Origin of the sequence: Serratia sp. BW106, assembly GCF_002607755.1 — a bacterium.
Lineage (GTDB): Bacteria > Pseudomonadota > Gammaproteobacteria > Enterobacterales > Enterobacteriaceae > Serratia > Serratia proteamaculans.
In genome coordinates, this window is the sequence record NZ_MCGS01000014.1 from 56,805 (window position 1) to 79,576 (window position 22,772).

23 protein-coding genes are annotated in these 22,772 nt (G+C 53.5%); 10 read left to right on the plus strand and 13 right to left on the minus strand.

Annotated elements, in window-relative coordinates:
• Window positions 1–31: 31 nt before the first annotated feature.
• Window positions 32–952: a LysR family transcriptional regulator gene (locus tag BEI65_RS11505; protein ID WP_099063448.1), complete on the minus strand. Its 921-nt coding sequence runs from the start codon at window positions 950–952 to the stop codon at window positions 32–34.
• A 112-nt stretch (window positions 953–1,064) separates the two neighbouring features.
• Here BEI65_RS11505 and BEI65_RS11510 point away from each other — a divergent pair, with 112 nt between their 5' ends.
• From BEI65_RS11510 to BEI65_RS11525, 4 genes are all read left to right on the plus strand, one after another.
• Complete coding sequence (locus BEI65_RS11510) at window positions 1,065–1,850, plus strand: hypothetical protein (RefSeq protein ID WP_099063449.1); 786 nt, start codon at window positions 1,065–1,067, stop codon at window positions 1,848–1,850.
• 158 nt (window positions 1,851–2,008) lie between these two features.
• Window positions 2,009–2,770: an SDR family NAD(P)-dependent oxidoreductase gene (locus BEI65_RS11515; protein ID WP_099063450.1), complete on the plus strand. Its 762-nt coding sequence runs from the start codon at window positions 2,009–2,011 to the stop codon at window positions 2,768–2,770.
• 559 nt (window positions 2,771–3,329) lie between these two features.
• On the plus strand, window positions 3,330–3,539 hold the full coding sequence (locus BEI65_RS11520; RefSeq protein ID WP_099063451.1) for a hypothetical protein: 210 nt from the start codon (window positions 3,330–3,332) through the stop codon (window positions 3,537–3,539).
• Between the two features lie 51 nt (window positions 3,540–3,590).
• Window positions 3,591–3,800 carry a hypothetical protein gene (locus BEI65_RS11525; RefSeq protein ID WP_099063452.1) on the plus strand — a complete coding sequence of 70 codons (210 nt, stop codon included), beginning with the start codon at window positions 3,591–3,593 and terminating at the stop codon, window positions 3,798–3,800.
• A gap of 90 nt (window positions 3,801–3,890) precedes the next feature.
• Here BEI65_RS11525 and BEI65_RS11530 read toward each other — a convergent pair whose 3' ends face one another.
• Window positions 3,891–4,313: an Lrp/AsnC family transcriptional regulator gene (locus BEI65_RS11530; protein WP_099063453.1), complete on the minus strand. Its 423-nt coding sequence runs from the start codon at window positions 4,311–4,313 to the stop codon at window positions 3,891–3,893.
• 143 nt (window positions 4,314–4,456) lie between these two features.
• Between BEI65_RS11530 and ctlX the strand changes: the two genes are divergently transcribed.
• A complete protein-coding gene (ctlX, locus tag BEI65_RS11535) occupies window positions 4,457–5,383 on the plus strand; it encodes a citrulline utilization hydrolase CtlX (protein WP_099063454.1) in 927 nt (308 codons plus the stop codon).
• A gap of 12 nt (window positions 5,384–5,395) precedes the next feature.
• On the opposite strand, the gene BEI65_RS11540 is transcribed toward ctlX, so the two are convergent.
• The 9 genes from BEI65_RS11540 to BEI65_RS11580 all read right to left on the minus strand — a co-directional run bounded on the left by BEI65_RS11540 (window position 5,396) and on the right by BEI65_RS11580 (window position 14,301).
• Window positions 5,396–6,007 carry a LuxR family transcriptional regulator gene (locus BEI65_RS11540; RefSeq protein WP_099063455.1) on the minus strand — a complete coding sequence of 204 codons (612 nt, stop codon included), beginning with the start codon at window positions 6,005–6,007 and terminating at the stop codon, window positions 5,396–5,398.
• Window positions 6,008–6,009: 2 nt separating this feature from the next.
• Window positions 6,010–7,644 (minus strand): PglL family O-oligosaccharyltransferase, encoded by a 1,635-nt coding sequence (locus tag BEI65_RS11545; protein WP_099063456.1) that lies wholly within the window; start codon window positions 7,642–7,644, stop codon window positions 6,010–6,012.
• 24 nt (window positions 7,645–7,668) lie between these two features.
• The gene (locus tag BEI65_RS11550; protein WP_099063457.1) at window positions 7,669–8,196 is read right to left on the minus strand and encodes a fimbrial protein; all 528 of its coding nucleotides are present in this window, start codon (window positions 8,194–8,196) and stop codon (window positions 7,669–7,671) included.
• 11 nt (window positions 8,197–8,207) lie between these two features.
• Window positions 8,208–9,152, minus strand: coding sequence for a fimbrial protein (locus tag BEI65_RS11555; protein WP_099063458.1), 945 nt, complete (start codon window positions 9,150–9,152; stop codon window positions 8,208–8,210).
• Window positions 9,130–9,744, minus strand: coding sequence for a fimbrial protein (locus BEI65_RS11560; RefSeq protein ID WP_099063459.1), 615 nt, complete (start codon window positions 9,742–9,744; stop codon window positions 9,130–9,132). The genes BEI65_RS11555 and BEI65_RS11560 overlap by 23 nt, the downstream gene beginning before the upstream one ends.
• 11 nt (window positions 9,745–9,755) lie before the next feature.
• Complete coding sequence (locus BEI65_RS11565) at window positions 9,756–10,511, minus strand: molecular chaperone (RefSeq protein ID WP_099063460.1); 756 nt, start codon at window positions 10,509–10,511, stop codon at window positions 9,756–9,758.
• A gap of 19 nt (window positions 10,512–10,530) precedes the next feature.
• Window positions 10,531–13,032, minus strand: a complete 2,502-nt coding sequence (locus BEI65_RS11570; protein ID WP_157765446.1) for a fimbria/pilus outer membrane usher protein — start codon at window positions 13,030–13,032, stop codon at window positions 10,531–10,533.
• Between the two features lie 98 nt (window positions 13,033–13,130).
• The gene (locus BEI65_RS11575) at window positions 13,131–13,682 is read right to left on the minus strand and encodes a fimbrial protein (RefSeq protein WP_099063461.1); all 552 of its coding nucleotides are present in this window, start codon (window positions 13,680–13,682) and stop codon (window positions 13,131–13,133) included.
• 88 nt (window positions 13,683–13,770) lie between these two features.
• A complete protein-coding gene (locus BEI65_RS11580) occupies window positions 13,771–14,301 on the minus strand; it encodes a fimbrial protein (RefSeq protein ID WP_099063462.1) in 531 nt (176 codons plus the stop codon).
• Window positions 14,302–15,470: 1,169 nt separating this feature from the next.
• On the opposite strand from BEI65_RS11580, the gene BEI65_RS11585 reads away from it, so the two are divergent.
• The 3 genes from BEI65_RS11585 to fetB all read left to right on the plus strand — a co-directional run bounded on the left by BEI65_RS11585 (window position 15,471) and on the right by fetB (window position 17,373).
• Window positions 15,471–15,752 (plus strand): FaeA/PapI family transcriptional regulator, encoded by a 282-nt coding sequence (locus BEI65_RS11585; RefSeq protein WP_085119890.1) that lies wholly within the window; start codon window positions 15,471–15,473, stop codon window positions 15,750–15,752.
• Between the two features lie 183 nt (window positions 15,753–15,935).
• Window positions 15,936–16,613, plus strand: a complete 678-nt coding sequence (fetA, locus tag BEI65_RS11590) for an iron ABC transporter ATP-binding protein FetA (RefSeq protein WP_099063463.1) — start codon at window positions 15,936–15,938, stop codon at window positions 16,611–16,613.
• A complete protein-coding gene (fetB, locus tag BEI65_RS11595) occupies window positions 16,600–17,373 on the plus strand; it encodes an iron export ABC transporter permease subunit FetB (RefSeq protein WP_099063464.1) in 774 nt (257 codons plus the stop codon). The genes fetA and fetB overlap by 14 nt, the downstream gene beginning before the upstream one ends.
• Window positions 17,374–17,455: 82 nt before the next feature.
• Here fetB and BEI65_RS11600 read toward each other — a convergent pair whose 3' ends face one another.
• Both BEI65_RS11600 and BEI65_RS11605 read right to left on the minus strand, forming a co-directional pair.
• A complete protein-coding gene (locus BEI65_RS11600) occupies window positions 17,456–18,292 on the minus strand; it encodes a TIM barrel protein (protein WP_099063465.1) in 837 nt (278 codons plus the stop codon).
• Between the two features lie 45 nt (window positions 18,293–18,337).
• Entirely contained in the window at window positions 18,338–19,765 is a 1,428-nt protein-coding gene (locus BEI65_RS11605) for a sugar porter family MFS transporter (RefSeq protein ID WP_099063466.1), read from the minus strand.
• A gap of 567 nt (window positions 19,766–20,332) precedes the next feature.
• On the opposite strand from BEI65_RS11605, the gene BEI65_RS11610 reads away from it, so the two are divergent.
• Together BEI65_RS11610 and iolB are read left to right on the plus strand one after the other, a co-directional pair.
• On the plus strand, window positions 20,333–21,838 hold the full coding sequence (locus BEI65_RS11610) for a CoA-acylating methylmalonate-semialdehyde dehydrogenase (protein WP_099063467.1): 1,506 nt from the start codon (window positions 20,333–20,335) through the stop codon (window positions 21,836–21,838).
• Between the two features lie 86 nt (window positions 21,839–21,924).
• Window positions 21,925–22,746 (plus strand): 5-deoxy-glucuronate isomerase, encoded by an 822-nt coding sequence (gene iolB, locus BEI65_RS11615; protein WP_099063468.1) that lies wholly within the window; start codon window positions 21,925–21,927, stop codon window positions 22,744–22,746.
• Window positions 22,747–22,772 lie beyond the last annotated feature (26 nt).

A 22,772-nucleotide genomic window follows, 5' to 3' on the forward strand; every position in this document is an offset into this window, starting at 1 on the left:
GACGGGCATTAAGCAAACCGGTGGAGCATGATTAGGCTGAAGCCGGTTGCAGCGTCGCCACTAAAAAATCCATCAGGCTGCGCAGCGCCAGCGACTTATGCCGCTGGTGCGGGTAGACCATAATAAAGGGCCGCGTGGCTCCGCCATATTCCGTCAGGATCTCCACCAGTTGGCCGCTCGCCAGCAGCTCTTCTACGGTAAAACGGTAAGTCTGAAATACCCCCATGCCATGTTTTGCCAGCGTCAGCCCGCCCAAAAAATCCCCATTGCAGCTGGCATTGCCGCGAGTGGCGACATCGATCAATTTATTATTGTGCTTAAGCGTCCAGGGGGCGCTTTTGCCGGTGCTGGGCAGCTCAAACTGAATGCAGTTATGTTGGGCCAGATCTTCCGGTTGCTTGGGTTCACCGGCCCGCGCCAGATAATCGGCAGAGGCAACCACCACCAACTCGGCATCTTCCAGCTTACGGGCAATCAGGTTTGAGTCAGCGGGGTGATAACCGCGGATCGCCAGATCGTATCCGCCATCCGTAAGGTCAACGTTGTAGTTGTTAAGGTTCAGTGCCAACTGAATTTTAGGGTAGCGTTGGCTAAAGGCCGCCAGGACCGGCAACAGTCGAAAGTGAGCGTAAGGCGTGGGGATACTGATGCGTAGTAACCCTGCGGGCTCCAACTGCTGGCCTTGTATCTGCCGTTCTGCATTGTCGATTAATGCTATCGCCTCCCGGCATTGTTCAGCAAAGCCTTTGCCTGCATCGGTCAGGTGAATATGGCGAGTGGAACGGACAAACAGCCGGACACCCAGGCGATCTTCCAGCCGGGCGATCGAACGACTGACCGCCGCTGGCGTAATGCCTGACGATACGGCCGCCGCTGAAAAACTGCCCACCTCAGCGACCAGGCAAAATAGCTCGAGCGTGCCCAATTGAAGATCGTCGAATTTTCGCTGCAATCTGTTACTCCATGTAATAAGCCCTGTGTTCTTTACCTTATTTATCATTCCGCAGGGGGGAAGTACAGTAGCTTCCTCTCAAGCAGTACTGGATATTTTAAGGAGATAACGAATGACTATTTTAGGTTATGAAACTGGCGAGATCCTTGCCAAAGCAGCAATGACTTCCGATTTTGAATTAGTTGGCGATATTCCGAATCAGGTGCTGGTTGATCAAATGGAAATAGAACGACGCAGCATGGATATTCGTCCTGGCATGAACCGTAAATATTCGCCGCTGGGTTTCCATGCCGCCACGGGCGCGCAAATTAATGGTGGCCGATATTTGTTTGATACCTGGGAAAATGTGAGCGATTACGCCCGTTTTACCAGTGAAGAGCTGGAGTTTGAACCGGGGGTTAAATTCTGGGACCGCGATATTTTTGGCCCGGTAGATCGCCATATCTGGAAGGTGATCGGCGCCCATGACTTTACCCCATTAGCGACCACTCACCATGTGAACCGCTTCGAGCGCTGGACATTCAATGGCGATAACCCAGAGCAGTTGCTGACCCGCATCTGGCCGACCCTGCGCAAGCAGGCCGAAAAGCAGGGGCTGGCGGCGGTGTGGTTGATGTACCAGCCGGATGAGAAACAAATCGCCATCCTGAGCGTTGCCAGCAAGGTTGATGGCGACCAGCCGAGTAACGTTGCGACACGCTCAATAGATCGTCTGGCGTTACTTCCATCAGCGGAACCCCTGTTGCCATTAGAGCTTAATGTGCAAAAAGTATTTGATCGCACTACGCCGATCCTGACGATGTGGTTACCACTGTCGCGGCACTTACATGGCGAGCCTTCGGCTTACCCTATGTCGCCTCCTTTTGCCCAACCTCAGGTTGCGCCACAACGCGTGTAACTGCGATATCTGCCTTGCGAGTTTCTCGCAAGGCTCGGCGTTAATCAGGGCCGCTGGTTGGTCAGCGGCCTGTAATTTTTCAGTATTACTGCTTCAGCGGTCAGGTAGTTATCCCCAGCAGAGTAGTCCTGATGATATTTGATAAGTAAGGAAATAGTATGTTTGCTAAAAAAACAGTATTGATCACCGGTGCATCCTCAGGCCTGGGGAAAGCGATGGCAGAGCACTTTCTGGCTAAGGGCGCCAATGTTGTGATTAACGGTCGGACCGCGTCGAAACTAGAAAAGTTTCTGGCTGAACACCCTGCCGATAAAGATCGCATTGCATTGGCGCCCGGAGATATTAGTCTGAAAACCACCAGTGATAATATGGCCCGGGTGGCGATGGAAAAATTCGGTACGATAGATGTGCTGATCAATAATGCGGGTATCTTTGTTCCCAAGCCTTTCCTTGATGAGACCGAAGAGAATTTGGATCGTTATTACGCCAGTGGCGTAAAAGGACCTTACTTTGCGTCACAGGCGGTGATCCCTACCATGATCAAGCAAGGCGGCGGTTCTATCATTAATATCGGTTCAATGTGGGTAGAGCACCCGCTTGAAGCGACGCCAAGCTCCGCCTCACAGGTGGCCAAAGGGGGTATGCACACGCTGACCCGCCATTTGGCGATCGAGTTTGCCAAAGACAATATCCGGGTTAACACCATTGCACCGGGCGTGATCGAAACCCCGCTGTACGATGAACTGATGGATAAAGAGGCCTTCCGCGCGTTGGCGAACCTGCACCCATTACGCAAACTGGGTAAAATATCCGACATTGTCGCCTGGGCCGATATGCTGGCCGGCGAAGGTAGCCGGTTTGTGACCGGGCAAACCCTGCTTGTTGACGGCGGTATCACCGCGGGTAACCATGTAATTTAAGTATGTGAATTTTCACTAGCATTAAATTGATGCGGCCACTGCCTTCCCCGGCAGTGGCCGCGTGCGTTATATATCAGTTATAAGATTTAAATGAATCGGTAAGTGAAAAGTATTTGCACGTGATAAAGCTAAAAAAACACCCCCCCTTATTCCCATCGCTGCATTAATGAATCATTGTTTAATGATTAAATTATTATATGTATTTATATGTAGCGTTGAAAATATGTGAACTACGCGTTTTTATTTTATTGGTATCGGCTTGCTTTTGAGATTTTTACAGGTTAACAATAAATAGAGTTAAAAGGTGTAGGTCAATTAAACGATACTAATAAAATGAACCGTTAATGAAAACTATTGATTGCAATTTATTAGATCAGATAGCCGTTGGCCGAGGAAATAATGGCGGGGGCCGTACCGATAATGGTGATAGGGGGCGGGGCGCTTTTGGGGGCGATGCCAATCCAAACAGCGTAAATGGCCAGTGCCATTGGTAATTGTAAGTAATGTTCGGGTAGTATTTACCCGAGCATCTAATAAAAATTCGCAAAGAGGGGATAACATGGCAAGTCGAAAATCCTGGATGCCATCAGCTGTAGGCTCTTGTTCCTTTAATATGTGGATTGTCAATCAATCATCATTGCAGATTGCCCAGTTTTGTGGAGATGTCTTTGATATCATTGTTGCGATTATTTCTTTTGTCGGGTTTTATACCTTGTCGATGAATGTATTTGCTTTGTACTTTTGGTATAAGGGGGAAGAATTTAAGTAACCGCTATCAATTACCGTTTATTTTTAATTTAACTCGTAAAAGGAGAGTGGCATGGAAAGCAGAAAATCCTGTAGGCCGCTAGCTGCGGCTGCCAGTTGTTTTAATCTATGGTTTATCAATAAGTCATCATTGCAGATTGTCCAGCCTTGTGGACAGCTGATTGACGTTATCGTCGCAGCTCTTTCTTTTGTAGGGTTTTATACCCTGTGGATGAGCATCTTCGCTTTATACTATTGGTGTAATGATAAAGAGTTTAAATAACAGCCATCACTTACCGCTTCGTTTTAGCCCTACCTTCATCTGCGGTATTGCCTGTTTAAAATTTGGGGTAGTCAAACCTCCCGTGAGCCGCTAAGCCTTGTGCGTCGACAGCAGGATGCTGGTCTCGGTACTGGAAATACCGGCGATGCGCCGGATGCGGCCCAAAATTTTATCGAAGTTCTCCAGGCTGTCGGTACGGATCTCCACCAGAATGTCCCATTTGCCGTTGGTGGTGTGCAGGGTGAAGACCGAAGGCTCACCGCGCAGCTGTTGCAACACGCTTTGCGCCTTGGTGCCTTCTACCGCCACAGACATCCAGGCACGGATGCGGTTATGTTCCACGCCCGGTTTTATACGGATGGTGTAGCCGGTGATGATCCCCTGTGCTTCCAGCGCCTCAATTCTTTTTTGTACCGTTGCGCGCGAGACTCGCACCTTGCCGGCGATCTCGGTGACGGAGGTACGCGCGTTTTCGCGCAGCAGCGCGAGGATCTGGCGATCGGTATCATTCATGCTGTCAAAGTGTCACTGTTAAGTATCGATTTGTAAAAATATAGAGCAATTTAGTCATTTTTCACACTGTTTGGCTTCAAGTTGATTATCCATAATGGTGTCGTGCCAGCCCTTGGAAAATCCTGAACCCGGTGAGAAATATCATGCAAACCACCCAATCCGTTTTTATGATCAGGCCGTCTGGCTTTGCCGCCAATCAGGAAACCCTGCTCAGTAATTTTTTCCAGAAGATTACGCAGAAAAATGAAAATCACATGGCAGAGGCATTGGTTGCCTTTAACGGCTACGTCGCTGCATTACAGCAAGCCGGGGTCGATGTCAGGGTGATTGATGAGATTAGCGGGCAGGAAACGCCGGACGCCTTATTTCCCAATAACTGGATTGCTCTGTTGGGTGACGGCAGCCTGTTCACCTTTCCGATGGAAGCGCTCAACCGACGACGGGAACGCCGCCAGGATATTATCGCGCAGCTCGCCAATGATTTTGTGATTGAACGACGAATCGATCTTTCCACCCACGAATTGGCCGGACGCTTTCTGGAAGGCACCGGCTCACTGATCCTGGATCACCAGCACAAGCTGGCTTACTGCTGCCTGTCTTCCCGCAGTTCGCCGGAGGTTGGCCACGAATTTGAATGCCACTCCGGCTATAAGATTGTCTGGTTTGACGCGGTGGATCGTAATAATCAACCGATCTATCACACCAATGTGATGATGAGCGTCGGCGCTCAGTTCGCCATTATTTGTCTTGAAAGCCTGTGTAATGAGGCGCAAAAAAGCGCGCTGATCGCCACGCTGGAACGCAGCGGAAAAACCCTTATTGACGTCAGCTTCGCTCAGATGGAGGCGTTCGCCTGCAACGTATTGGAACTGCGCGCCGAAGACGGCAGCCCGGTTTACGCCATGTCGACCCGCGCCTGGGCCAGTTTCACCCCGCAGCAGCAGGGGTTGATTAGCGGTTATGCCCGACTGGCACTGGGGCCGATCGACATTATTGAAGATCTCGGCGGCGGTGGTGCACGCTGCATGCTGGCGGAGATCTTCCTGCAAAAGAAACTGGCGGTGGGTTGATCCCTGCCGGTTTTAATTCAACCCCATCTGATTCAACAGCATTTTGTTTAGCTCGGTGTTTTTGTTTACGTTCAGCTTGCGCATCGCCGAGCGCTTATGGGCGCTGATGGTCTTCTGGCTGCGGTCTAACATGCCGGCGATGGTGCAGGCGGACATACCGGTGCTCATCAGTTTCAGCACTTTCTTTTCGCAACTGCTCAGGGCGGCGATGCGGCACTGCCGACATTTCCAGATGTCGCTGGCGTGCAGCGCCACCCAGGGCTGTTGGCAAAAATGCTCCAGTGCCATTTGCAACTTGTTGCGGATCATGGCGGTGGCATCGCGGCGGTTAATGCTGAACAGCGCCGGATGGGCGTGTGAATAACGGATGTCACGTTCATCGAGAACCAGCACGGTCATTTGCCGGTGGCGCGGCGTCTGGTGCGGGCTTTGATAGCAGCGGGCACAGCCACAGGTATCTTCCAGGGTGCGGAACACGATTTCGATCGGATCCAGATTCTGCAGATCGATCGGATATCTACGGCTGCTGCTGTTCAGGTCTTGCAGATACTCTTCCAGTAGCAGCCGTAAGCCGAATTGATAAAAGTTATCGCTGCCCAGCAGGGTGAACCGAATATTAAGCATGATTACTCCTCAAAGCGCATATCGTGCGGAAACAGTCGATGTGCCTGACGCTGCAGATCGGCGGCCCGCTGGGGTTGTTGCAGTAGGCGACTGACCGCTATCAGGTTGATATAGATATTGGCGTCCGGCCGCACAAGGATTTCGTTTTCGGCCCATTGCCGGTAACTCCACAGGGTGGTGGCATCGCGGGTTTGCGGATATTGCAGCAGCCGCTGCAACTGGACATCGTAGTCATATCGCACCTGCCAGGGCGTTGGCGCCAGCACCTGGCTCATGGGGCCAAACTGCCGCAGGCCGGTTTTTTCCACCGCGGTAATGATCAGCGCGCTGTGCAGGCCGTTAAGCAGATAGGGCAGCATCAGTACAGCGGTGATGCCGGTCAGCAGGCGCAGGGTTTGCTGTGGGCGGTGGGGTAATCGCAAACGGCGGCGTACGTCGCCAGAACGCAGGATCACCAGCAGCAGCACGGCATGGGCGGCGGAAAGATAAAGTGGGTACTCCACCATCATGTGCAGCAGGATCGGCAGCGCTGCCAGCCAGGGAGCGGGGCGCAGTGGCAACGCCCGGGTGCGTTGCAGCAAACGCCATAACCCCCAGCAGACGATAGCGATGCCGCTCAGGCTGAGCAGCCCGCCTTCGATGCCCCACAGCAAAATTTCGTTATGCGGGTGGCTGATCGCAACGCTTTCCATCCCGCTGCTGTGGGTGGTGTAGAAATGATGCAGAAAATCGTGTTGAAAATGACCGTAACCCCAGCCAAACCACGGGCGCTCGGCGATCATGCGTAGCGCTTCTTGCCAGTAAGCCAACCGGTAGAAAATCGGCTCCGCCACGGTGATCGCCCGCGTCGCGCCGTTGATCAGCACCAGCAGCAGGCCGGAGCCAACCCCGGCAATCAGCAGCAACAAGGCGGCGGCGGCACGGCGGCGATTAATACGGTACAGCATCCACAGTTGCAGCGGCGACAGCAGCAGGGCGGCCAGCAGGCCGACGCGCGAGGCAATCACCACCAGCAACAGCGGTGCCAGCACCAGTATGCTGGTGCTCAACCCTTGCAGGCTGCGCGACAAGGGGCGACGGTTACTCAGCAGATACAGCGCCAGCGCCAGGCCGGTGGCCATAAAGCTGGCCATCAGGTTCCATTGCTGAAAGATGCCATAGGGGCGGTTTTTCAGGCTGTTATAGCCGATCCAGTTGCCCGGTTGCAGCAGGCTGTATTGCACCAGACCGAACAGGGCCTCGATCACCGTCGCCGCCAGCAGCAATGTCAGCAGCCTGCGCCGCCGTGAGCGGTCGAGTGGGATCTGCAGCAACGCGAAGTAGGCCATTACGCCGAGTGCCAGCCCGATCAGGCGCGGTAAGGCTTCACTCAGCCAGGGTTGTTGCGCCCACAACAGCGGCAAAAATAAAATCAGGCCACCCAGTGCCAGCCGGTTAAAAAAGCCGGAAACCGCCAACGGCGGTCGACTGAACAGCATCGCGCCGAGGATAGTCAGGGCGATAAAAATTCCACCGACCAGATTCCACGGCAGATAAAAACCGCTGCCGCCGCGATTGGGCCAGTAAATATGCATGGCGATCAGGCAATAAAACGCCGCCAGCCCGAATAGCCAGGCCGCTTTGGATTTGGACATCATCACTTGTTCCTGCAGACGCCGGGCTTATTGGTAGGCCAGCACGAAATTGGCCACCGAGCTGAATTCACCCTCGGTTATGGTTTTATTCTGTATTGCGCTGGGGTGACCCTGCACATAGGCGGTGAAATTCAGAATATTGGCGCCGTCCTGCAATGCCACCGCGCTGGTGGCCTGGTTCAAGTCAATATCGGCCCCTTTGCTGTCAAACAGGGCGATGGCGGCGCCGTTGGTGCCGTTATTAATCGCCAGCTTGCCCGGCAATTCGCCGTCTTCGGTGCCGCTGAAGGTCACGTTGACGGATTTGAACACCGTCGTTTTACAGTCGGTCAGCTTGATGTTGAAGGGCACCGGGTTGCTATGGCCGTAGCGGTACAGCGTTTTGACGATCACCGTGTCCATTTCCACCACCTGATCGGCCGATTGCGGTTCAATATTGCAGGGGCGGCTTACCACGGTGCCGAAAAAATCGATTTCTTTATTTTCTGCCGCCGCGGTGCAGGAAAATAAATAACTGATGCTGCACAAGGTGGTAATAACAGCGTATTTTTTCATTTCAGCCGCCATTAAATGTAGTTAATCAACAAAATAAGGGTTTTTTGAAAGTCGCCCTCCTTTCCTTCGGCGGTTGCCTGCAACGATGCGGTATAAGATTTCTGCACCTGATCGCGGTTAGTCATATCGGCAAAACTGTCGAATTGGTTGTATTTTATCCACTTGGGGTTGGTGTTGTCGTAAATGCGCAATGCCGAGCCGTTATCCATATCCAGGCCCGTGGCATCGACTAACGAACCGCTTTTCACCATAAAGTTAGCGTTCAGTGAGAACTTGTCGCTGCAGCCATTTTTACGGATCAATACGGTAAAATCTTTACTTGCTACCGTGCCGGCATTGGGTTTCCAGCTCGGGACCTCACCAAAATTGACGCCTTCCGGTGTGGTGAGCTCTACCGATGCGGAACACTGGATCACCTGGATCTTGTCCAGTCCGGTCAGGGTAAATCGGTAGTTTTTCCCCGGTTTATTATTGAGGCCCTTGACCCCATCCAGTTGAAAGATCGAAATCTGGCTGGACCCCCCCTGCGTGATGTCTCCGGTTTTTTGCAGATAGACTTGATAGTTGACGTGACCCATTTCCTTTTGATTGGGTTTGCGGAACATGTCTGTTTGGGCAGCGGTGGTGATCAAGCCCAGGTCAGTGCCGTTATAAATGACGCCCATGGAAATGCCCGGGGCGAACAGTTTTTTATCCGGGTTCGGATAGAAATAAACCCATTCCCCTTGCGGCACGTTGGAGTAGCCCCAGCAGACTACGTTGCGGCTCATCGGCTGCGAGGTCCAAAGCCGTTCGCCGATCGGCAGAGTCGCCGGGATCTTTAACTGACCGATATCTTCGCTTTCTTCTGTAATGCCATTGGCGCTATCCAGATGACATTCCAGAGCTTGTACGCTGAACGGCATCGTCAGACTGCTCAACAGCAGCAGGCGTTTATAAATAGACCAATTGAACATGCACCACTCCGTTGAATTGATTTGCCAGAGGATATTTCTGTGTGGACTCGACTTGAGCGCTGAACCACAGCGTATTGCTGCCGGGCTGCAGAATGTAGGGGCGACTCTGCTGGTTAAGCGACAGTGCGCGGCCTTGTTGATCTTTCAACCGCAGGCCGACGCCCTGCACACCGCCGTTAAGCTTCAGCAGATCCGGGTTGTTGACATCGCTGTCGCCGAGAAACACCAGAGTAACGGCCTGTTCGCCCTTCAGATAAAGCTGTCCGGCGTCGCCATTGCGGGGGCCTGCCGGGTTATCTGCCAATGCTTTGGCTCCCAGCAGGCAGTTGCGAAAGGAGAGACGAAAACGCACCGGCGCGCTTTGATCGCCGGCATTTTGGAAATCACTTGCGTTGACATCACCCAAATCAATCGCCTGATCCTGGCTGTCCGGCGTCAGACTGCAGGGGGAACTGAGCAGGCCACCATGAAAACTGACGGTGCCGGTGGTGCCTTGGATCACACCCAATGGCGTTGCCGCCGTCGCACTGCCGGTGAGCAGCAACGCGCCGAGCAACAGTGGCCGCAGACGGCCGCCGGTGAATTCAGCCATGTGCTATCTCCTTATTTTTTCGCATCGGGTACGACATTACAGACGCTGCCATTGCAGACGAAGCGCAGCTCCGGGTGGCCGCCGTAGTCATTGATATAGCTGACGACAAAGCTGTTGAGCCCGTTGTCGCGCAGCTTGACGGATTCACTGGACTTCGGTTTCAGCATCACCGCTTTAAAGTCACCGAGTGCGCCGCCGCCTTGTTTCTCGGTCTGGCGGGTCATGCCGGTCAGGGTGATGTAAAACGGCGTAGGGTTCTCAATGGTGAAGCCGCCGTCGTTTTTGCGGAACACCAGTTTCTCCTGCCACACTTCGCCTTTCGGCGCGACGATGGCCTTCGGCCGATAAAACAGTTTGATCTGGGTTTGCAGTGCCAACTGCATCACATTGGTTTTGCTGCTTTTCGGCGGGATCTCTCGCAGATTGAAATAGAACACTGATTCGCGATCCTGCGGCAAGCGGTCAGCCTCCGGCGTCTTGGTGATGCGCACCACGCTGCGTTCATTGGCTTCAACCCTTTGCAATGGCGGCAACACGACCAACGGCGAGGTGATTTTCTGGTGCTGCTCGTTTTCCAGCCAGGACTGCGCCAGGAAAGGCAGTTCCTTGTTTTCGTTGACGATATTCAGACTGATCGATTTCGCGTCGCTGAGGTAGACGGCACGGGTGCGATCCAGCGATATCGCCGCATTGGCAACAGGGGCTGCAGCGGTCAATACCAGGCCCAGCGCGGCCATTTTTACTAACGGGAAGTTGTTCATCATCATTAATTCTCTGTGTTACGGATTACAGTTTGGTGCAGGGCAGCAATAGCTGGTCCAGCGGCTTGGCGGCAGTCGGTATGACAATGCGGCACTGGCGTTGGCCTTCCCAGGCGACGTCCAGCTGCTCTTGCGGCTGCACGCCGGTCAGGTAGACCGAGCCACCGTCGTTCACTACCGCCACTTCACGGCCACGTTCGCTCAGCACCATGGCACCAAACGGCGGTTCACTGCCGTCAGCCAGTTTGATGGTGGCCAGCAGCTTGCTGCCTTTCACCACTTCAAAGTGACGGTAGCCGATGGCACCTTCGGTCAGCGTGCCCTGGACTACGGCCCGGGTGGCCTCCACGTCGTCCGCCAGGGTATTGACGTCGATGCGGGTGTCGGTGTTGTAGTAGCTGGTGATGTCGGAGATCACTGCCAGACCGAAGCGGTTGCTGTAGGCGCGACCGTTGTTGATCGGTACCTCGGCGATGCCGTCGGTATCCAGCATCATCCGGCTGCCGCCGTTGCTGGAGTTTTGGTGTGCGGCTACGCCATGTCGGGTAGCGGTAACGCCGCTGCGGAAGGTACCGCCGATCGACGAATAGCTGTCCTGCTGGTAAGAAGCACTGGCATTGAGTGTGCCAAACGAGGCGTTATGGCTGTAGTAGCCACTGGTAAGCGATTTGCCGGACTGATTAAAGCCGCCGCTGAGCTGCCAGGTGTTGTTCGGATCGCTGTAGTCGTTATAAGACGCGGTCTGCGTTACGTCGCTGTTGCTGGTTTGCAGCGAATAGCCCAGTTGCCGACGATCGCCAATAGGTACGCTGAAATTCACCATCGTGCTGTCATCGGTACGGCCGTGATAGGTGGTGCGATAGGCCGACAGCGATGCGGTGATGTTGCTGACATTGCCGACGTTGAATAATTTACTGGCGGACACCCCGTAACGATCCTGTGCCCTGGCATCCCAGTAGGTTTGGTGCGAATAGGTCAGATAAGCGGTGATCGCTTTGGCGTTGTCTTCTGCCATAAAGGTTTTACTGGCGGTGATGGTGTACAGCTCTTTCTGGCGGCCGTCATAGCGTTCGTCGTAGTCGCTGTAGCGTTCTTGCAGGTACTGCGACATGTTCATGAACTTGCGCTGTGAGAAACGGTAGCCGGCAAAGGTGATCTGGCTGTTCATCTCATCGAAGCGTTTGGCGTAGTTGACCTTGAATGACAGGCCGCTGGCGGTGGGTTCACCGGGCAGGCGAGCGATGGATTGCGTCACGTCAACCGACATGGCACCAAACACGTTCAGATCGCGGCCCAGGCCGAGCGCCCAAGCGTTGTAATCGCCGCTGAGCAGTGCGCCGCCGTACAGTGACCAGGCGCTGGTTAACCCCCAGGAGAAATCGCCGGTGGAGAACACCGGCCCCTGCGTGCGGTGATCGTAAGCCGAGGGCTTACCTACGGCGACGTTGTAGCGAACATAGCCGGGGCGCGTCAGGTAAGGAATGGTGGCGGTATCTACCTGGAAGGTTGAAACGCTGCCGTCTTGTTCTTCCACCTTCACATCCAGCCGGCCGCGTACCGAACTGTTGAGATCCTGGATGGCGAACGGCCCGGCAGGCACGGTGGTTTCATACAGCGTACGGCCTTCCTGCGACACGGTGATCTTGGCGTTGCTTTTGGCGATGCCGCGGACTTCCGGCGCATAACCCTGCAGGTTTGGTGGCAGCATACGTTCGTCGCTGGCCAGGTTGAGGCCGGTAAAGCGGTAGGAGTCGAATATCCCCGAATCAAGATAGATTTCACCGAGAGTCAGCTTGGCGGCCTGCATTGGCAGCGCGCGATAGGCGTAGATGCGATTCCAGTCGAAATTACTGTCACGCTCACCGGCCTGCTGGTTGTAGTTGGCCTGATAATCGGCGCGCAGGCGCCAGGCGCTGAGGTTAGCGCCCATGGTCCCGTAGCTGCTGAGGTTTTGTGCAGTATTGTGATTGTGGCTCTGTTTGCCGATCTGGCCGCTGATGCTGTAGTCCAGCAACAGGCCGGGAATGCCGTCGTCCCATTGCTCCGGTGGGGTCCAGTCCGGATCGGAATATTTCATCCAGGCCTGCGGGATGGTAATCGCCAACACGCCGCTGCCGATGCGGTCGGAAATCGTGGCCCCTTTAATGCCGCTGATATCGGCGCAGCTGTTGTCGTGCCACAGGGTGATTTTTTTGACGACTTCTTCTTTCAACGCCATTTTTTCAACCAGATCCGGCGGCAGACAGACGCGAGAACGGTTGTTTTGGTCCGGCGACGGATAATACTGGATGCTGCGCTGCGGCAGGTTTTTTTGGTTGATCTTGATATCCAGCAAATAGGTACCGGGCATGACGTAATCGGCATCGGAAAAACGCGATAAATCCACTTTGCTGCGATCGGCAATATCTAATACGTCGGTATTAAATTCCGTGGCGGAAAAAGCCGGATGCACCCAGAGGAAAGATAGAATGACGGTGAGGGGTATTTTTTTCCGTGTCAGTAATGACGTCATAGCATAATCACTCATGGCAAATCCGCGCCCAATAGCAGGTCATCCTGTACGACCTGAAAACGTAATACGTGATGTCATTCAGTACCTGATGGCGGTACCCGCCTAACGAGGCGTTACAGATAAGACAGGGTGAATTTCGCCAGTGAGCTGAATCCGCCGGCTCGTGCCCTGTCAGGATGAATACGTAGTTGAGCGCCAAAGCGCAGCGTATTATTGCCGGCAACAATTTGGTAATCCGCCGTGGTGCTACCCAGCGGTATCGGGATGCCGTCGGCGGTCAGCAGCTCAATAGCCACGCCTTGCGCTTCGCCATAAACGGCCAATAAAGCGGGATCCCGGCTGTCGGCCGTACCGTCGAAGGTGACGGTGGCTGCGCGGTAGATAAAGTCGGGTTTGACCTGGCTTGCCAGTTCGCAATTCACCAGCTTGATCTCAAAGTTGCGGCGGCTGCCGATCAGAACCGGCTGTCCATCCAACGCGGCATCGGTCATGGATACCAGCCCGAAATCAACGGTTTGATCCAGGCTTTCACTGGCAATCCCGCAGGGGGTTTCGACGATCTCGCCACCCAGGTTGAGCGTGCCGTGGCCCTGATTTTTTGCCATCGCCTCTGCGCTGCAAACGCTGAGCGCAATAAGCAATACACCCCAAATCTGGTTGGTCATGCCGGCGTCTCCCTGTTGCCGTTGGTCCCGTAACCCAATGTCCGTGCAGGCAAAGCGGGGATACCGCAGGGGCATCCCCAGCCAGGGATTACAGGTAAGCCAGAGTGAAGTTTGCAACGCTGGTGAACTCGCCTGGAACCACTGCGCCAGAAGCGCTGCTACCTTGCAGGTAAGCGGCAAATTTCAGAGAGTTATTGCCTTCGGTCAGGCCCTGACCATCGGTCGCGGTGCCCAGTTCAACGTCTTTGGAGTGCAGGTTGTCGTAGATCATGATGCCAGCGCCGGTGGCAGTGCCGCTCAGAGCCAGCAATTTGTTGTTATCTGAGTCCGGTGTACCGGTGAAGGTCACTTTGACGTTATTCATGGTCGATACAGAACAATCCTTCAGTTCAATGCTGAATGGCTCAGAGCTGGATTTACCCTCTTTGGCCAACAGACGGCTGCTGATTTGACCCATTGGCACGGTTTGCTCAACAGAACCCGGTGCTACGCTGCATGGCGCATCAATAATTTCACCGGTAAAAGTAACTTTACCGCTGCCCTGGTTAGATGCGGCGTGAGCAACAGATGCAGAAGCGAAAGCAATCATGGTTGCCAGCATTAATTTATTCAGTTTCATTTCTCAATTTCCTGTAGAGAGTATTTAAATAAAAAGAACAGCACATCTAAATCCCCCACAACGCCAGCAACCTCATGTCGCCGACGTGGTAGTTGGAGCCAGATCCTTTTGCTCTGGGCAATACGCCACCACCCGTTATTTATGGGTAAATAACGAAAGGTTTGGGAAGTCGTATAGGCAAAATCTGTAAAATAAAAACAGGTAAATCGCCATAGCGTTTTGCTGGGATTATTCTTGCAAATAATAGGTGTGCTTGGAAATACCTTTTATTAATTTAAGTCAAATACAGAATATAAAACCAAAAGGAAAAAGAAATATATATTATTGAAAATCAATAGATCGTATACAAATATTATGCAGAATAAATGACTGCGTAAATAGCAATATGCGATATATTAGATCGGCAGAGCTGTCCATCACACTACAATTAACAATATTGTTTTGATAATATCGCCCTCAAACAGCAGATGATGAATTCTGTCTGTTAATCATAAGTTAAAAGTTAACTCGTTGTTTTGAAAGGTTAGAATGCCGATGTTTTTGGCTTGGAATACGGCTTTTATTCATTATGACGACGAGGGTTTCCTTTTTTAAATTAACAAAATTATAACAATATCAATGAGGCGTGATTATTACCAAAATCCGACGTTGTTGCGATTTTTTGTTATTTGGCTGGGTAGGATTAATCGTGGTCTGGCAGATCAAAAAAGGGCCACGAAACATAATAATGACCTAAGCGATAATTAAAGGATGATAAACGGAATGATTACCAGAATTAATGATTCAACTCGCCGTTATGCAGTCGCTACGGTCGCGTTGATAATGATCTGCTTACTGTTGTCCAACTGCGCTGGAAAAATAGCACGGGTAACGTAGCTGTGAAAAAAGTTTCACAGAATAATCCTAAGGAAAAAGCTGAAGAGTAACGCATCGCGTTTTGTCAGCAACGCGTTAACTCGTTTAAGAATATTAATCTACCAGGCTACCAGAGTCGTTGGGTCTTATTTTAACGGGTCGTTGTCCAACGCCCCGAATATGCCGACATTCGCAGTAATGTCGATGAAAGCCCCCCGGCCATTCCACCGGGAGCCACCATGATTTACACCCTGCGGGTGGCCGACGTGCTGCCGCAGGACAGGAGCAGGCAAAAGTAACTCAAGGAGAACGCGATGGCCAAGGCGCCGATAACATATGAAATCAGGAAGTCACATATGCTAAACGTGTTACGAAAACTGTGTATGGAACGTGCGGCGGGGGCGGGCGGGCACCATCCGCCGGCTCCGGAACACTGGCCTAAAACCAGGGAGTTGGCAGACAAATGCGGTGAGAACATTTACACCACGCGTACGTTGTTATTGGCACTGGAAAAAGAGGGGAAAGTGAGTTGTACCCACCGCAGCATCAATAATTCATTACGCTGGTATATTTGCGCATCACCCAAAAAACGGTAATTCCTTTCCTGTTTTGTGTTTTTGACTACCTTTCACAGTGAATCAATACAGGGCTGGTGGGGCGAAATGCTCCTCAGCCCGACGCCATTGTTACGATGCATGACCAACCATTGCCAGCGCATTTTTTTAAGCTCTATACTGGCGGCCTGAGTGCAAATATGTTCATGAGGGATGCGGGCTTAAATGAAGGAAAGCAAAGAAATACTTTTATTGGATGATATTCATTATCAAATAGATGAGCAAGTTATTCTGGATTCAGTGTCTTTCAGCCTGAATTCGGGGGAGTTTAAACTGATTACCGGGCCGTCCGGCTGTGGAAAAAGCACCCTGCTTAAAATCGTTTCCTCGCTGATCGATCCGACCCGTGGAAAAATTATCTTTGCCGGCAAGGCCATCACCGATATAGCGCCGGAAGAGTATCGCCAACAGGTATCTTACTGTTTTCAAACCCCCTCGCTGTTTGGCGACAGTGTGTATGACAATATTGCGCTGCCTTACCAGATCCGTAAGCAAAAACCGGACGAGAAAAAAATGCAGGCCGATCTGGTGCGTTTCGGGTTGCCGGGAAATATGCTGAAAAAAAGCGTTAACGAATTATCGGGTGGGGAGAAGCAGCGTATTTCGTTGATCCGTAATCTGCAGTTTATGCCCAAGGTGCTGTTATTGGATGAGATCACCAGCGCGTTGGATGAAGATAACAAGCGTAACGTGAACGAGATTATTCATCAGCTGGTAGCGCAGCATGGCGTGGCGGTGTTGTGGGTTACGCATGATAAAGACGAAATCAAACATGCGGATGATGTCATTACCCTGAGTGCGCAGGGTGCCCGGGCACAGGAGAAAACCGATGAACCAGCATAATATCAGCAATGAATCCTTGGCCCTGTCGATGGTGTTGGTGATTATCGCCATTTTAATCAGCCATAAAGAAAAGCTGGCGCTGGAAAAAGACATTATCTGGAGCATTTTCCGGGCGGTGGTGCAGCTGATTATTGTCGGCTACGTGCTGAAATATATTTTTGATGTGAACAACGCCATTCTGACGGTGTTGATGGTGCTGTTTATCTGTTTTAACGCGGCTTACAACGCGCAAAAGCGCAGCAAATATATCGATCATGCGTTTATGACTTCGTTTATAGCCATCACCACCGGCGCGGTTTTAACCCTGGTGGTGCTGGTGTTGACCGGCTCGATAGAGTTTACCCCGATGCAGGTGATCCCGATCTCCGGCATGGTGGCCGGCAATGCGATGGTGGCGGTCGGGCTGTGTTACAACAATTTGGGGCAGCGTTTCAAAAGCGATCAGCAGAAAATTCAGGAGATGCTCAGCCTGGGGGCATCACCGAAGTTTGCCTCAGCGGCGCTGATCCGCGACAGCATCCGCGCCTCGTTAATCCCGACGGTGGATTCGGCCAAAACCGTTGGACTGGTTAGCCTGCCTGGCATGATGTCCGGCCTGATCTTCGCCGGTATTGATCCGGTGAAGGCGATTAAGTACCAGATTATGGTGACTTTTATGCTGCTTTCCACCGCCAGCCTGTCGACCATTATCGCCTGCTACCTGGCCTACCGTAAGTTCTACAATGCCCGTCACCAACTGGTGGTGAGTACGCTGAAATAGCGTCATAAAAATAGGGGGAGGGCGCTGCACGCTGCGCCCGGTGAAATCAGGTCGAGCATGCTCGACCCCTACGCAGTGGCCATTACCCTTGCAGCAGAGCGATACTTTGGCGGATTTCACGTTCGATATCCGCCTCTGTCCAGCTATCCAACTGCGAAGAGAACGGCTCGAAGGCGTAAATGCCGGTGTAGCCCAGGCGCTCCAGGTTCTGCACCTGTTTTTTACTCTCCAGCCGATCCTGGTCACTCAGCATGATGCGTTCTTCGTCGCTGAGCGCACTTTTGTCTCGTGCATCTTCCACCCCGGAAAGGTGTACCAGGCCAATACCCTCGATCTGAATCTGCGCATCAAACTCAGGCTGCGCCACATCACTTAAATAATGGTGGAAGGTATCCAGCACGATTTTGTACGGCGCGCCTGAATCGCGGATCAGGGACTGCGTCAGCAAGGATGACCGCAGTGAACTGATGCCGAACCCCAGCGGTTCGACGTAACCCTGCACGCCGTATTGCTTGAACAGCGGCGCCAGCAGCTTCAGGGCTGCCAGCGTGTCGGTTTTTTTCTGCTCCTCACTGCGCCGATCGTCCGCGCTACAGTGCGGGCACAGCACCAATGCCTGGCTATGGATCGCCTGAGCCTGCGACAACAGCGCCTCGGCGTTCTTCTGCAACCCGGCCTGATCGTCCAGCAGGTTAAACCTGCCGAGGGCGTTAATGGTGATGATTTCGATACCGTATTTTGCCGCCAACGCATTTAATTGATCGTTGCTCAGGTTATCGGTCACCTTGCCGCTCGGCATGTCGTTGCGCAGCTCAACTTTGCTGAGCCCGCACCTTTTCACCAGGCTGAAAAACGGCTCCAAATCCAGATTTGGCGCGATCTTGCGGTTGATACAAAAACGGTCTGGCGCAATGGTCATGATGCATTACTCCTGAATAATGTGAGAAGCCTGAGTTTTGCCGACTTACAGCGGCGTTCTTTGTGTTTCGGGTTGCGGTTGGCGATAGCGTTTGGCCATCACCACGTCTTCCATTTTTTCCAGCGAGACGCCTTTGGTTTCAGGAATGTAGCGGCTGATAAACCAGTAGCTAAACAGGCAACAGGCGGCGAAGACCCACATTGGGAACGCGCCGTGGAAGCTGGAGAACAGATAAGGGTTGTCGTTGATCATCGGGAAGCTTTGCGAAACAACAAAGTTGGCCAGCCACATGCAGCCGACGGCGATGCTCATGCCCTGCGCCCGCATGCGATTAGGGAAGATTTCTGACACCAGTACCCAGGCACCGACGCCCCAGGACAGGGCATAAAACACCATAAAGAACAGCATGCCGAACAGGGCAAAGTAGCCGGTGGCCTGGGTGTAGAGGGCATAAGAGGTGATCAGCAACCCGGCGATGGCACCCAGGGTGCCGTAACGCATCAGTGGAATGCGGCCTATGCGATCCATCAGCATGGCGCCAATCACCGAACCGACCAACTGCAATACGCCAATCCAAATGGTCTGGAACAGCGCTTCCTGGGCGTTTTCGGTGACGGTTTTCAGCACCATTGGCGCGTAGTACATCATCACGTTGACGCCGGTGACCTGTTGCAGCATGGCGATCATGCAGCCGACAAACAGAATAAAGCGCACCCGCACGTCGCCGAAATTCAGCTTCTGCCGGCTTTTTTGCTGGTCCTGCTGCAATGAGTCTTTGATTTCCTGCAACACGCTTTGCGCATGGGCGGCGTTGGAGACTTTGGTCAGCATCGCCAAAGCCTGATCGTCACGGCCGACCATCACGCTCCAGCGCGGTGATTCCGGAATGATAAACACCAACATCAGGAACAGCATGCAGGGGATCACTTCCGACCCTATCATCCAGCGCCACCCCATTTCCACCAGCCAGGCTTCGCTGGCGATGCTGGCGATTTTGAAGTTAACGTAGAAAATCACGATTTGGCCGAACACGATGGCGAACTGCTGCATGCTGAGCGCCCGACCACGCATGTCTTTTGGCGAGACTTCCGACATGTACATGGGGGAGACGGTGGCGGCGATGCCCACGGCCAGACCGCCGATAATGCGGTAAATCACAAACCAGGTGAAGGTGGCGGCCAGCGCAGCACCCACTGCCGAGATGGTGAACAGCACCGCTGCCAGCATCAGAGCCTTCTTGCGGCCGTAACGCGCAGCCAATGGCCCGGCACCAAAAGCACCGACCACACAGCCGATCACCACGTTGGAAACCGCCCAGCCGGTTTCAGCCGGGCTAAGGTCAAAATAGGTTTTCAGGGCATCGATGGCGCCGGAGATCACGGCGGTGTCGTACCCGAACAGAATGCCGCCGAGTGCCGCAATGCCGCAAATTCGCAGTATGTACCCGGTATTATGCTTACGCTGATGTGACATGTGTTGCTCCGATTTTTATCCTGGCTTCCACCCGCGCAGTAGGTTGTAGGGAAGAGGGAGGCGGAAGGGTGTGAACCGTGCCTGTCATCAAGGCGGTGATATTCGAAATAATCTGGGCTAAACAAGAACATTTATTTCATAATTAGTGAATAATGAAATATTGATTGTTAGATCCAGTTCAAAAAAAACCGCAAACAGTCCACCCGCGTTACCAGGCTACCCCTTTGCCTCAGGCTTTGTCGTAGTGCCCGGTGGGCTACCTGTTTCTGTATAAAAGTCAGGGTTAATTCCCGCCGGTTGGCGGATGATCGGCAGGGCGGCTTTTTTCCCGACATGTAATGGCTTTGCACAAGGGCATGGCAAAATTGCGACCTCCCGCACTAAAAACAAATTTTCTAAAATAATTTATTTGAAACTTTTTTTTCAATGAAATAGAGTTTGCTTCATCCGGTCAGGATTTAGCCTGCTTGTGGGCAGTTTCCGGCAAGTGGTGTGATGAAAACGCTACCCTGTGCGGCAGTGCCGCACAGGCGGTCAGGCGACAGCGGACTTAAAAGAGGGTGAGACATGAAAACCGTGGGTAACTTTATTGGCGGGCAGGTGTGCCTGAGCAGCAGCAATCAAACCGTCGACGTGCATAATCCGGCCACCGGACAGGTTGAACGGCGCGTCACGCAGAGCACCGCCGCCGAGGTGAAGCAGGCCATTGACGTGGCTCACCAGGCCTTTGCCGACTGGTCGCGTACTACACCGCTGCGCCGGGCGCGCATCATGTTCAATTTTAAGGCGCTGCTGGAACAGCATCGCGACGAGCTGGCGAAGCTTATCGTCAGTGAGCACGGCAAGGTTTACTCCGATGCACTCGGCGAACTGACCCGCGGTATTGAAGTGGTCGAGTTTGCCTGCGGCATTCCACATTTGATCAAGGGCGAGTATTCGGCGGACGTCGGCAGCGGCGTTGACAGCTTCTCGCTGATGCAGCCGCTGGGCGTGGTCGCGGGTATCACCCCGTTCAACTTCCCGGCGATGGTGCCGATGTGGATGTTCCCTATCGCGCTGGCCTGCGGTAACACCTTCGTGCTTAAGCCACCGGCCTTGGTGCCTTCGGCGTCGGTACGGATGGCAGAATTACTGAAAGAAGCCGGTCTGCCGGACGGCGTATTCAACGTGGTGCACTGCGCTAACGAAGATGCCGCGCAACTGTGCACCGATCCGCATATTCAGGCGGTGAGCTTTGTCGGTTCGTCCGCCGTGGCGGAACATATCTATACCACGGCCAGCGCCCAGGGTAAGCGGGTACAGGCCTTCGGCGCGGCGAAAAATCAGGCCATCATCATGCCGGATGCCGATCTGGACGCGACGGTAAATGCCCTGATGGGCGGTGCCTTTGGCTCTGCCGGTGAACGCTGTATGGCGCTGCCGGTGGCGGTGGTGGTGGGTGACGACACGGCGGATAAACTGATCGCCAGGCTGAAACCGCTGATCGCCCAACTGCGCGTTGGCCCAGGCATTCAGCAGGGCGGCGAAGAAAACGAAATGGGGCCGCTGGTTTCCTCGGCGCACCAGAAGAAAGTATTGGGTTATATCGATCTGGGCGTGGAAGAAGGCGCAACGCTGGTGGCTGACGGCCGCAATTATCAGGTGTCGGGCTACCCGGACGGTTACTATGTTGGCGGCACGTTGTTTGACCACGTCAAACCGAATATGCGTATCTATCGTGAAGAGATCTTCGGACCGGTGTTGGGCATTGTCCGCGTGCCGGACTACCAGACCGCCATCGACACGGTAAACAGTCATGAGTTTGGCAACGGTAGCGCCATCTTTACCAGCAACGGCCACTACGCACGCCAGTTCGTGCAAGAAGTGCAAGCCGGTATGGTGGGGGTCAACGTGCCAGTGCCGGTTCCTATGGCATTCCACAGCTTCGGCGGCTGGAAGCGCTCGGTGTTCGGTGCGCTGAACGTCCATGGCACCGACGGTGTACGTTTCTACACCCGCATGAAAACCGCCACCGCCCGCTGGCCAACCGGGCAGCAGACGGTGTCGGAATACAGCATGCCGACGCTGGGTTAAGTCCCTTTAGGCAGCAGGGGCCGTTATTCCAATGGGGTAGCGGCCGTTGTCGTTTTACCGAATCGTCAGGTTACAGGAGGAATACTATGTCTTCATTACTCGCCAAGTGTCAGCCGCCGGATGGTCAGGGCCGCATCCAGCATGTCACCCCAGAGAATGCCGACTGGCGCTTTGTCGGATTTGATGTTTATCACCTTGAGGCCGGTCAGTCGCTGCAGTTGGAAAGCGGCGACAAAGAATTATGTCTGGTGTTGGTCGCCGGTATTGCCTCCGTCGCTACCCTGCGTGCGGAATACCCGAGCATCGGCAAACGTATGAGCCCGTTTGAGCGCACACCGCCTTACGCGGTTTACGTGCCGCATCACGACAAGATTGAAGTCCGGGCGGAAACCACACTGGAGTTGGCGGTCTGCAGCGCACCGGGTCATGGGCACCTGCCGTCGCGCCTGATCACCCCGGCAGAGGTGGGCGTCGAACGTCGTGGCAAAGGGCGTAACCAGCGTCTGGTACATAATATTCTGCCGGACAGTGAACCGGCCGACAGCCTGCTGGTGGTGGAAGTTTATACGGATGAGGGGAATACCAGTTCGTATCCCAGCCACAAACACGACCAGGAAGACTCGCCGGATGAAACCTATCTGGAAGAGACTTATTATCACCGGATCCAACCGGAGCAGGGTTTTTGCATGCAGCGGGTGTATACCGACGATCGCTCACTGGATGAATGCATGCCGGTGTATAACCGTGACGTGGTCAAGGTGCCGCGCGGCTACCACCCGGTGGCGACGCTGGCCGGTTACGACAGCTACTATCTTAACGTGATGGCCGGGCCAGTACGCTTGTGGAAGTTTACCTGGGAAAAAGACCACGCCTGGATTAATACTGACGGCTATCCCGCAGCTAAATAATTGCATATTTACGACGTTGCTAAGAT

Coding starts and splice junctions, on each gene's coding strand:
- BEI65_RS11510 (WP_099063449.1), top strand. CDS start 1,065: ATGACTATTTTAGGTTATGAAACTGGCGAGATCCTTGCCAAAGCAGCA.
- BEI65_RS11515 (WP_099063450.1), top strand. CDS start 2,009: ATGTTTGCTAAAAAAACAGTATTGATCACCGGTGCATCCTCAGGCCTG.
- BEI65_RS11520 (WP_099063451.1), top strand. CDS start 3,330: ATGGCAAGTCGAAAATCCTGGATGCCATCAGCTGTAGGCTCTTGTTCC.
- BEI65_RS11525 (WP_099063452.1), top strand. CDS start 3,591: ATGGAAAGCAGAAAATCCTGTAGGCCGCTAGCTGCGGCTGCCAGTTGT.
- BEI65_RS11530 (WP_099063453.1), bottom strand. CDS start 4,313: ATGAATGATACCGATCGCCAGATCCTCGCGCTGCTGCGCGAAAACGCG.
- ctlX (WP_099063454.1), top strand. CDS start 4,457: ATGCAAACCACCCAATCCGTTTTTATGATCAGGCCGTCTGGCTTTGCC.
- BEI65_RS11540 (WP_099063455.1), bottom strand. CDS start 6,007: ATGCTTAATATTCGGTTCACCCTGCTGGGCAGCGATAACTTTTATCAA.
- BEI65_RS11545 (WP_099063456.1), bottom strand. CDS start 7,644: ATGATGTCCAAATCCAAAGCGGCCTGGCTATTCGGGCTGGCGGCGTTT.
- BEI65_RS11550 (WP_099063457.1), bottom strand. CDS start 8,196: ATGAAAAAATACGCTGTTATTACCACCTTGTGCAGCATCAGTTATTTA.
- BEI65_RS11555 (WP_099063458.1), bottom strand. CDS start 9,152: ATGTTCAATTGGTCTATTTATAAACGCCTGCTGCTGTTGAGCAGTCTG.
- BEI65_RS11560 (WP_099063459.1), bottom strand. CDS start 9,744: ATGGCTGAATTCACCGGCGGCCGTCTGCGGCCACTGTTGCTCGGCGCG.
- BEI65_RS11565 (WP_099063460.1), bottom strand. CDS start 10,511: ATGATGATGAACAACTTCCCGTTAGTAAAAATGGCCGCGCTGGGCCTG.
- BEI65_RS11570 (WP_157765446.1), bottom strand. CDS start 13,032: ATGAGTGATTATGCTATGACGTCATTACTGACACGGAAAAAAATACCC.
- BEI65_RS11575 (WP_099063461.1), bottom strand. CDS start 13,682: ATGACCAACCAGATTTGGGGTGTATTGCTTATTGCGCTCAGCGTTTGC.
- BEI65_RS11580 (WP_099063462.1), bottom strand. CDS start 14,301: ATGAAACTGAATAAATTAATGCTGGCAACCATGATTGCTTTCGCTTCT.
- BEI65_RS11585 (WP_085119890.1), top strand. CDS start 15,471: ATGGCCAAGGCGCCGATAACATATGAAATCAGGAAGTCACATATGCTA.
- fetA (WP_099063463.1), top strand. CDS start 15,936: ATGAAGGAAAGCAAAGAAATACTTTTATTGGATGATATTCATTATCAA.
- fetB (WP_099063464.1), top strand. CDS start 16,600: ATGAACCAGCATAATATCAGCAATGAATCCTTGGCCCTGTCGATGGTG.
- BEI65_RS11600 (WP_099063465.1), bottom strand. CDS start 18,292: ATGACCATTGCGCCAGACCGTTTTTGTATCAACCGCAAGATCGCGCCA.
- BEI65_RS11605 (WP_099063466.1), bottom strand. CDS start 19,765: ATGTCACATCAGCGTAAGCATAATACCGGGTACATACTGCGAATTTGC.
- BEI65_RS11610 (WP_099063467.1), top strand. CDS start 20,333: ATGAAAACCGTGGGTAACTTTATTGGCGGGCAGGTGTGCCTGAGCAGC.
- iolB (WP_099063468.1), top strand. CDS start 21,925: ATGTCTTCATTACTCGCCAAGTGTCAGCCGCCGGATGGTCAGGGCCGC.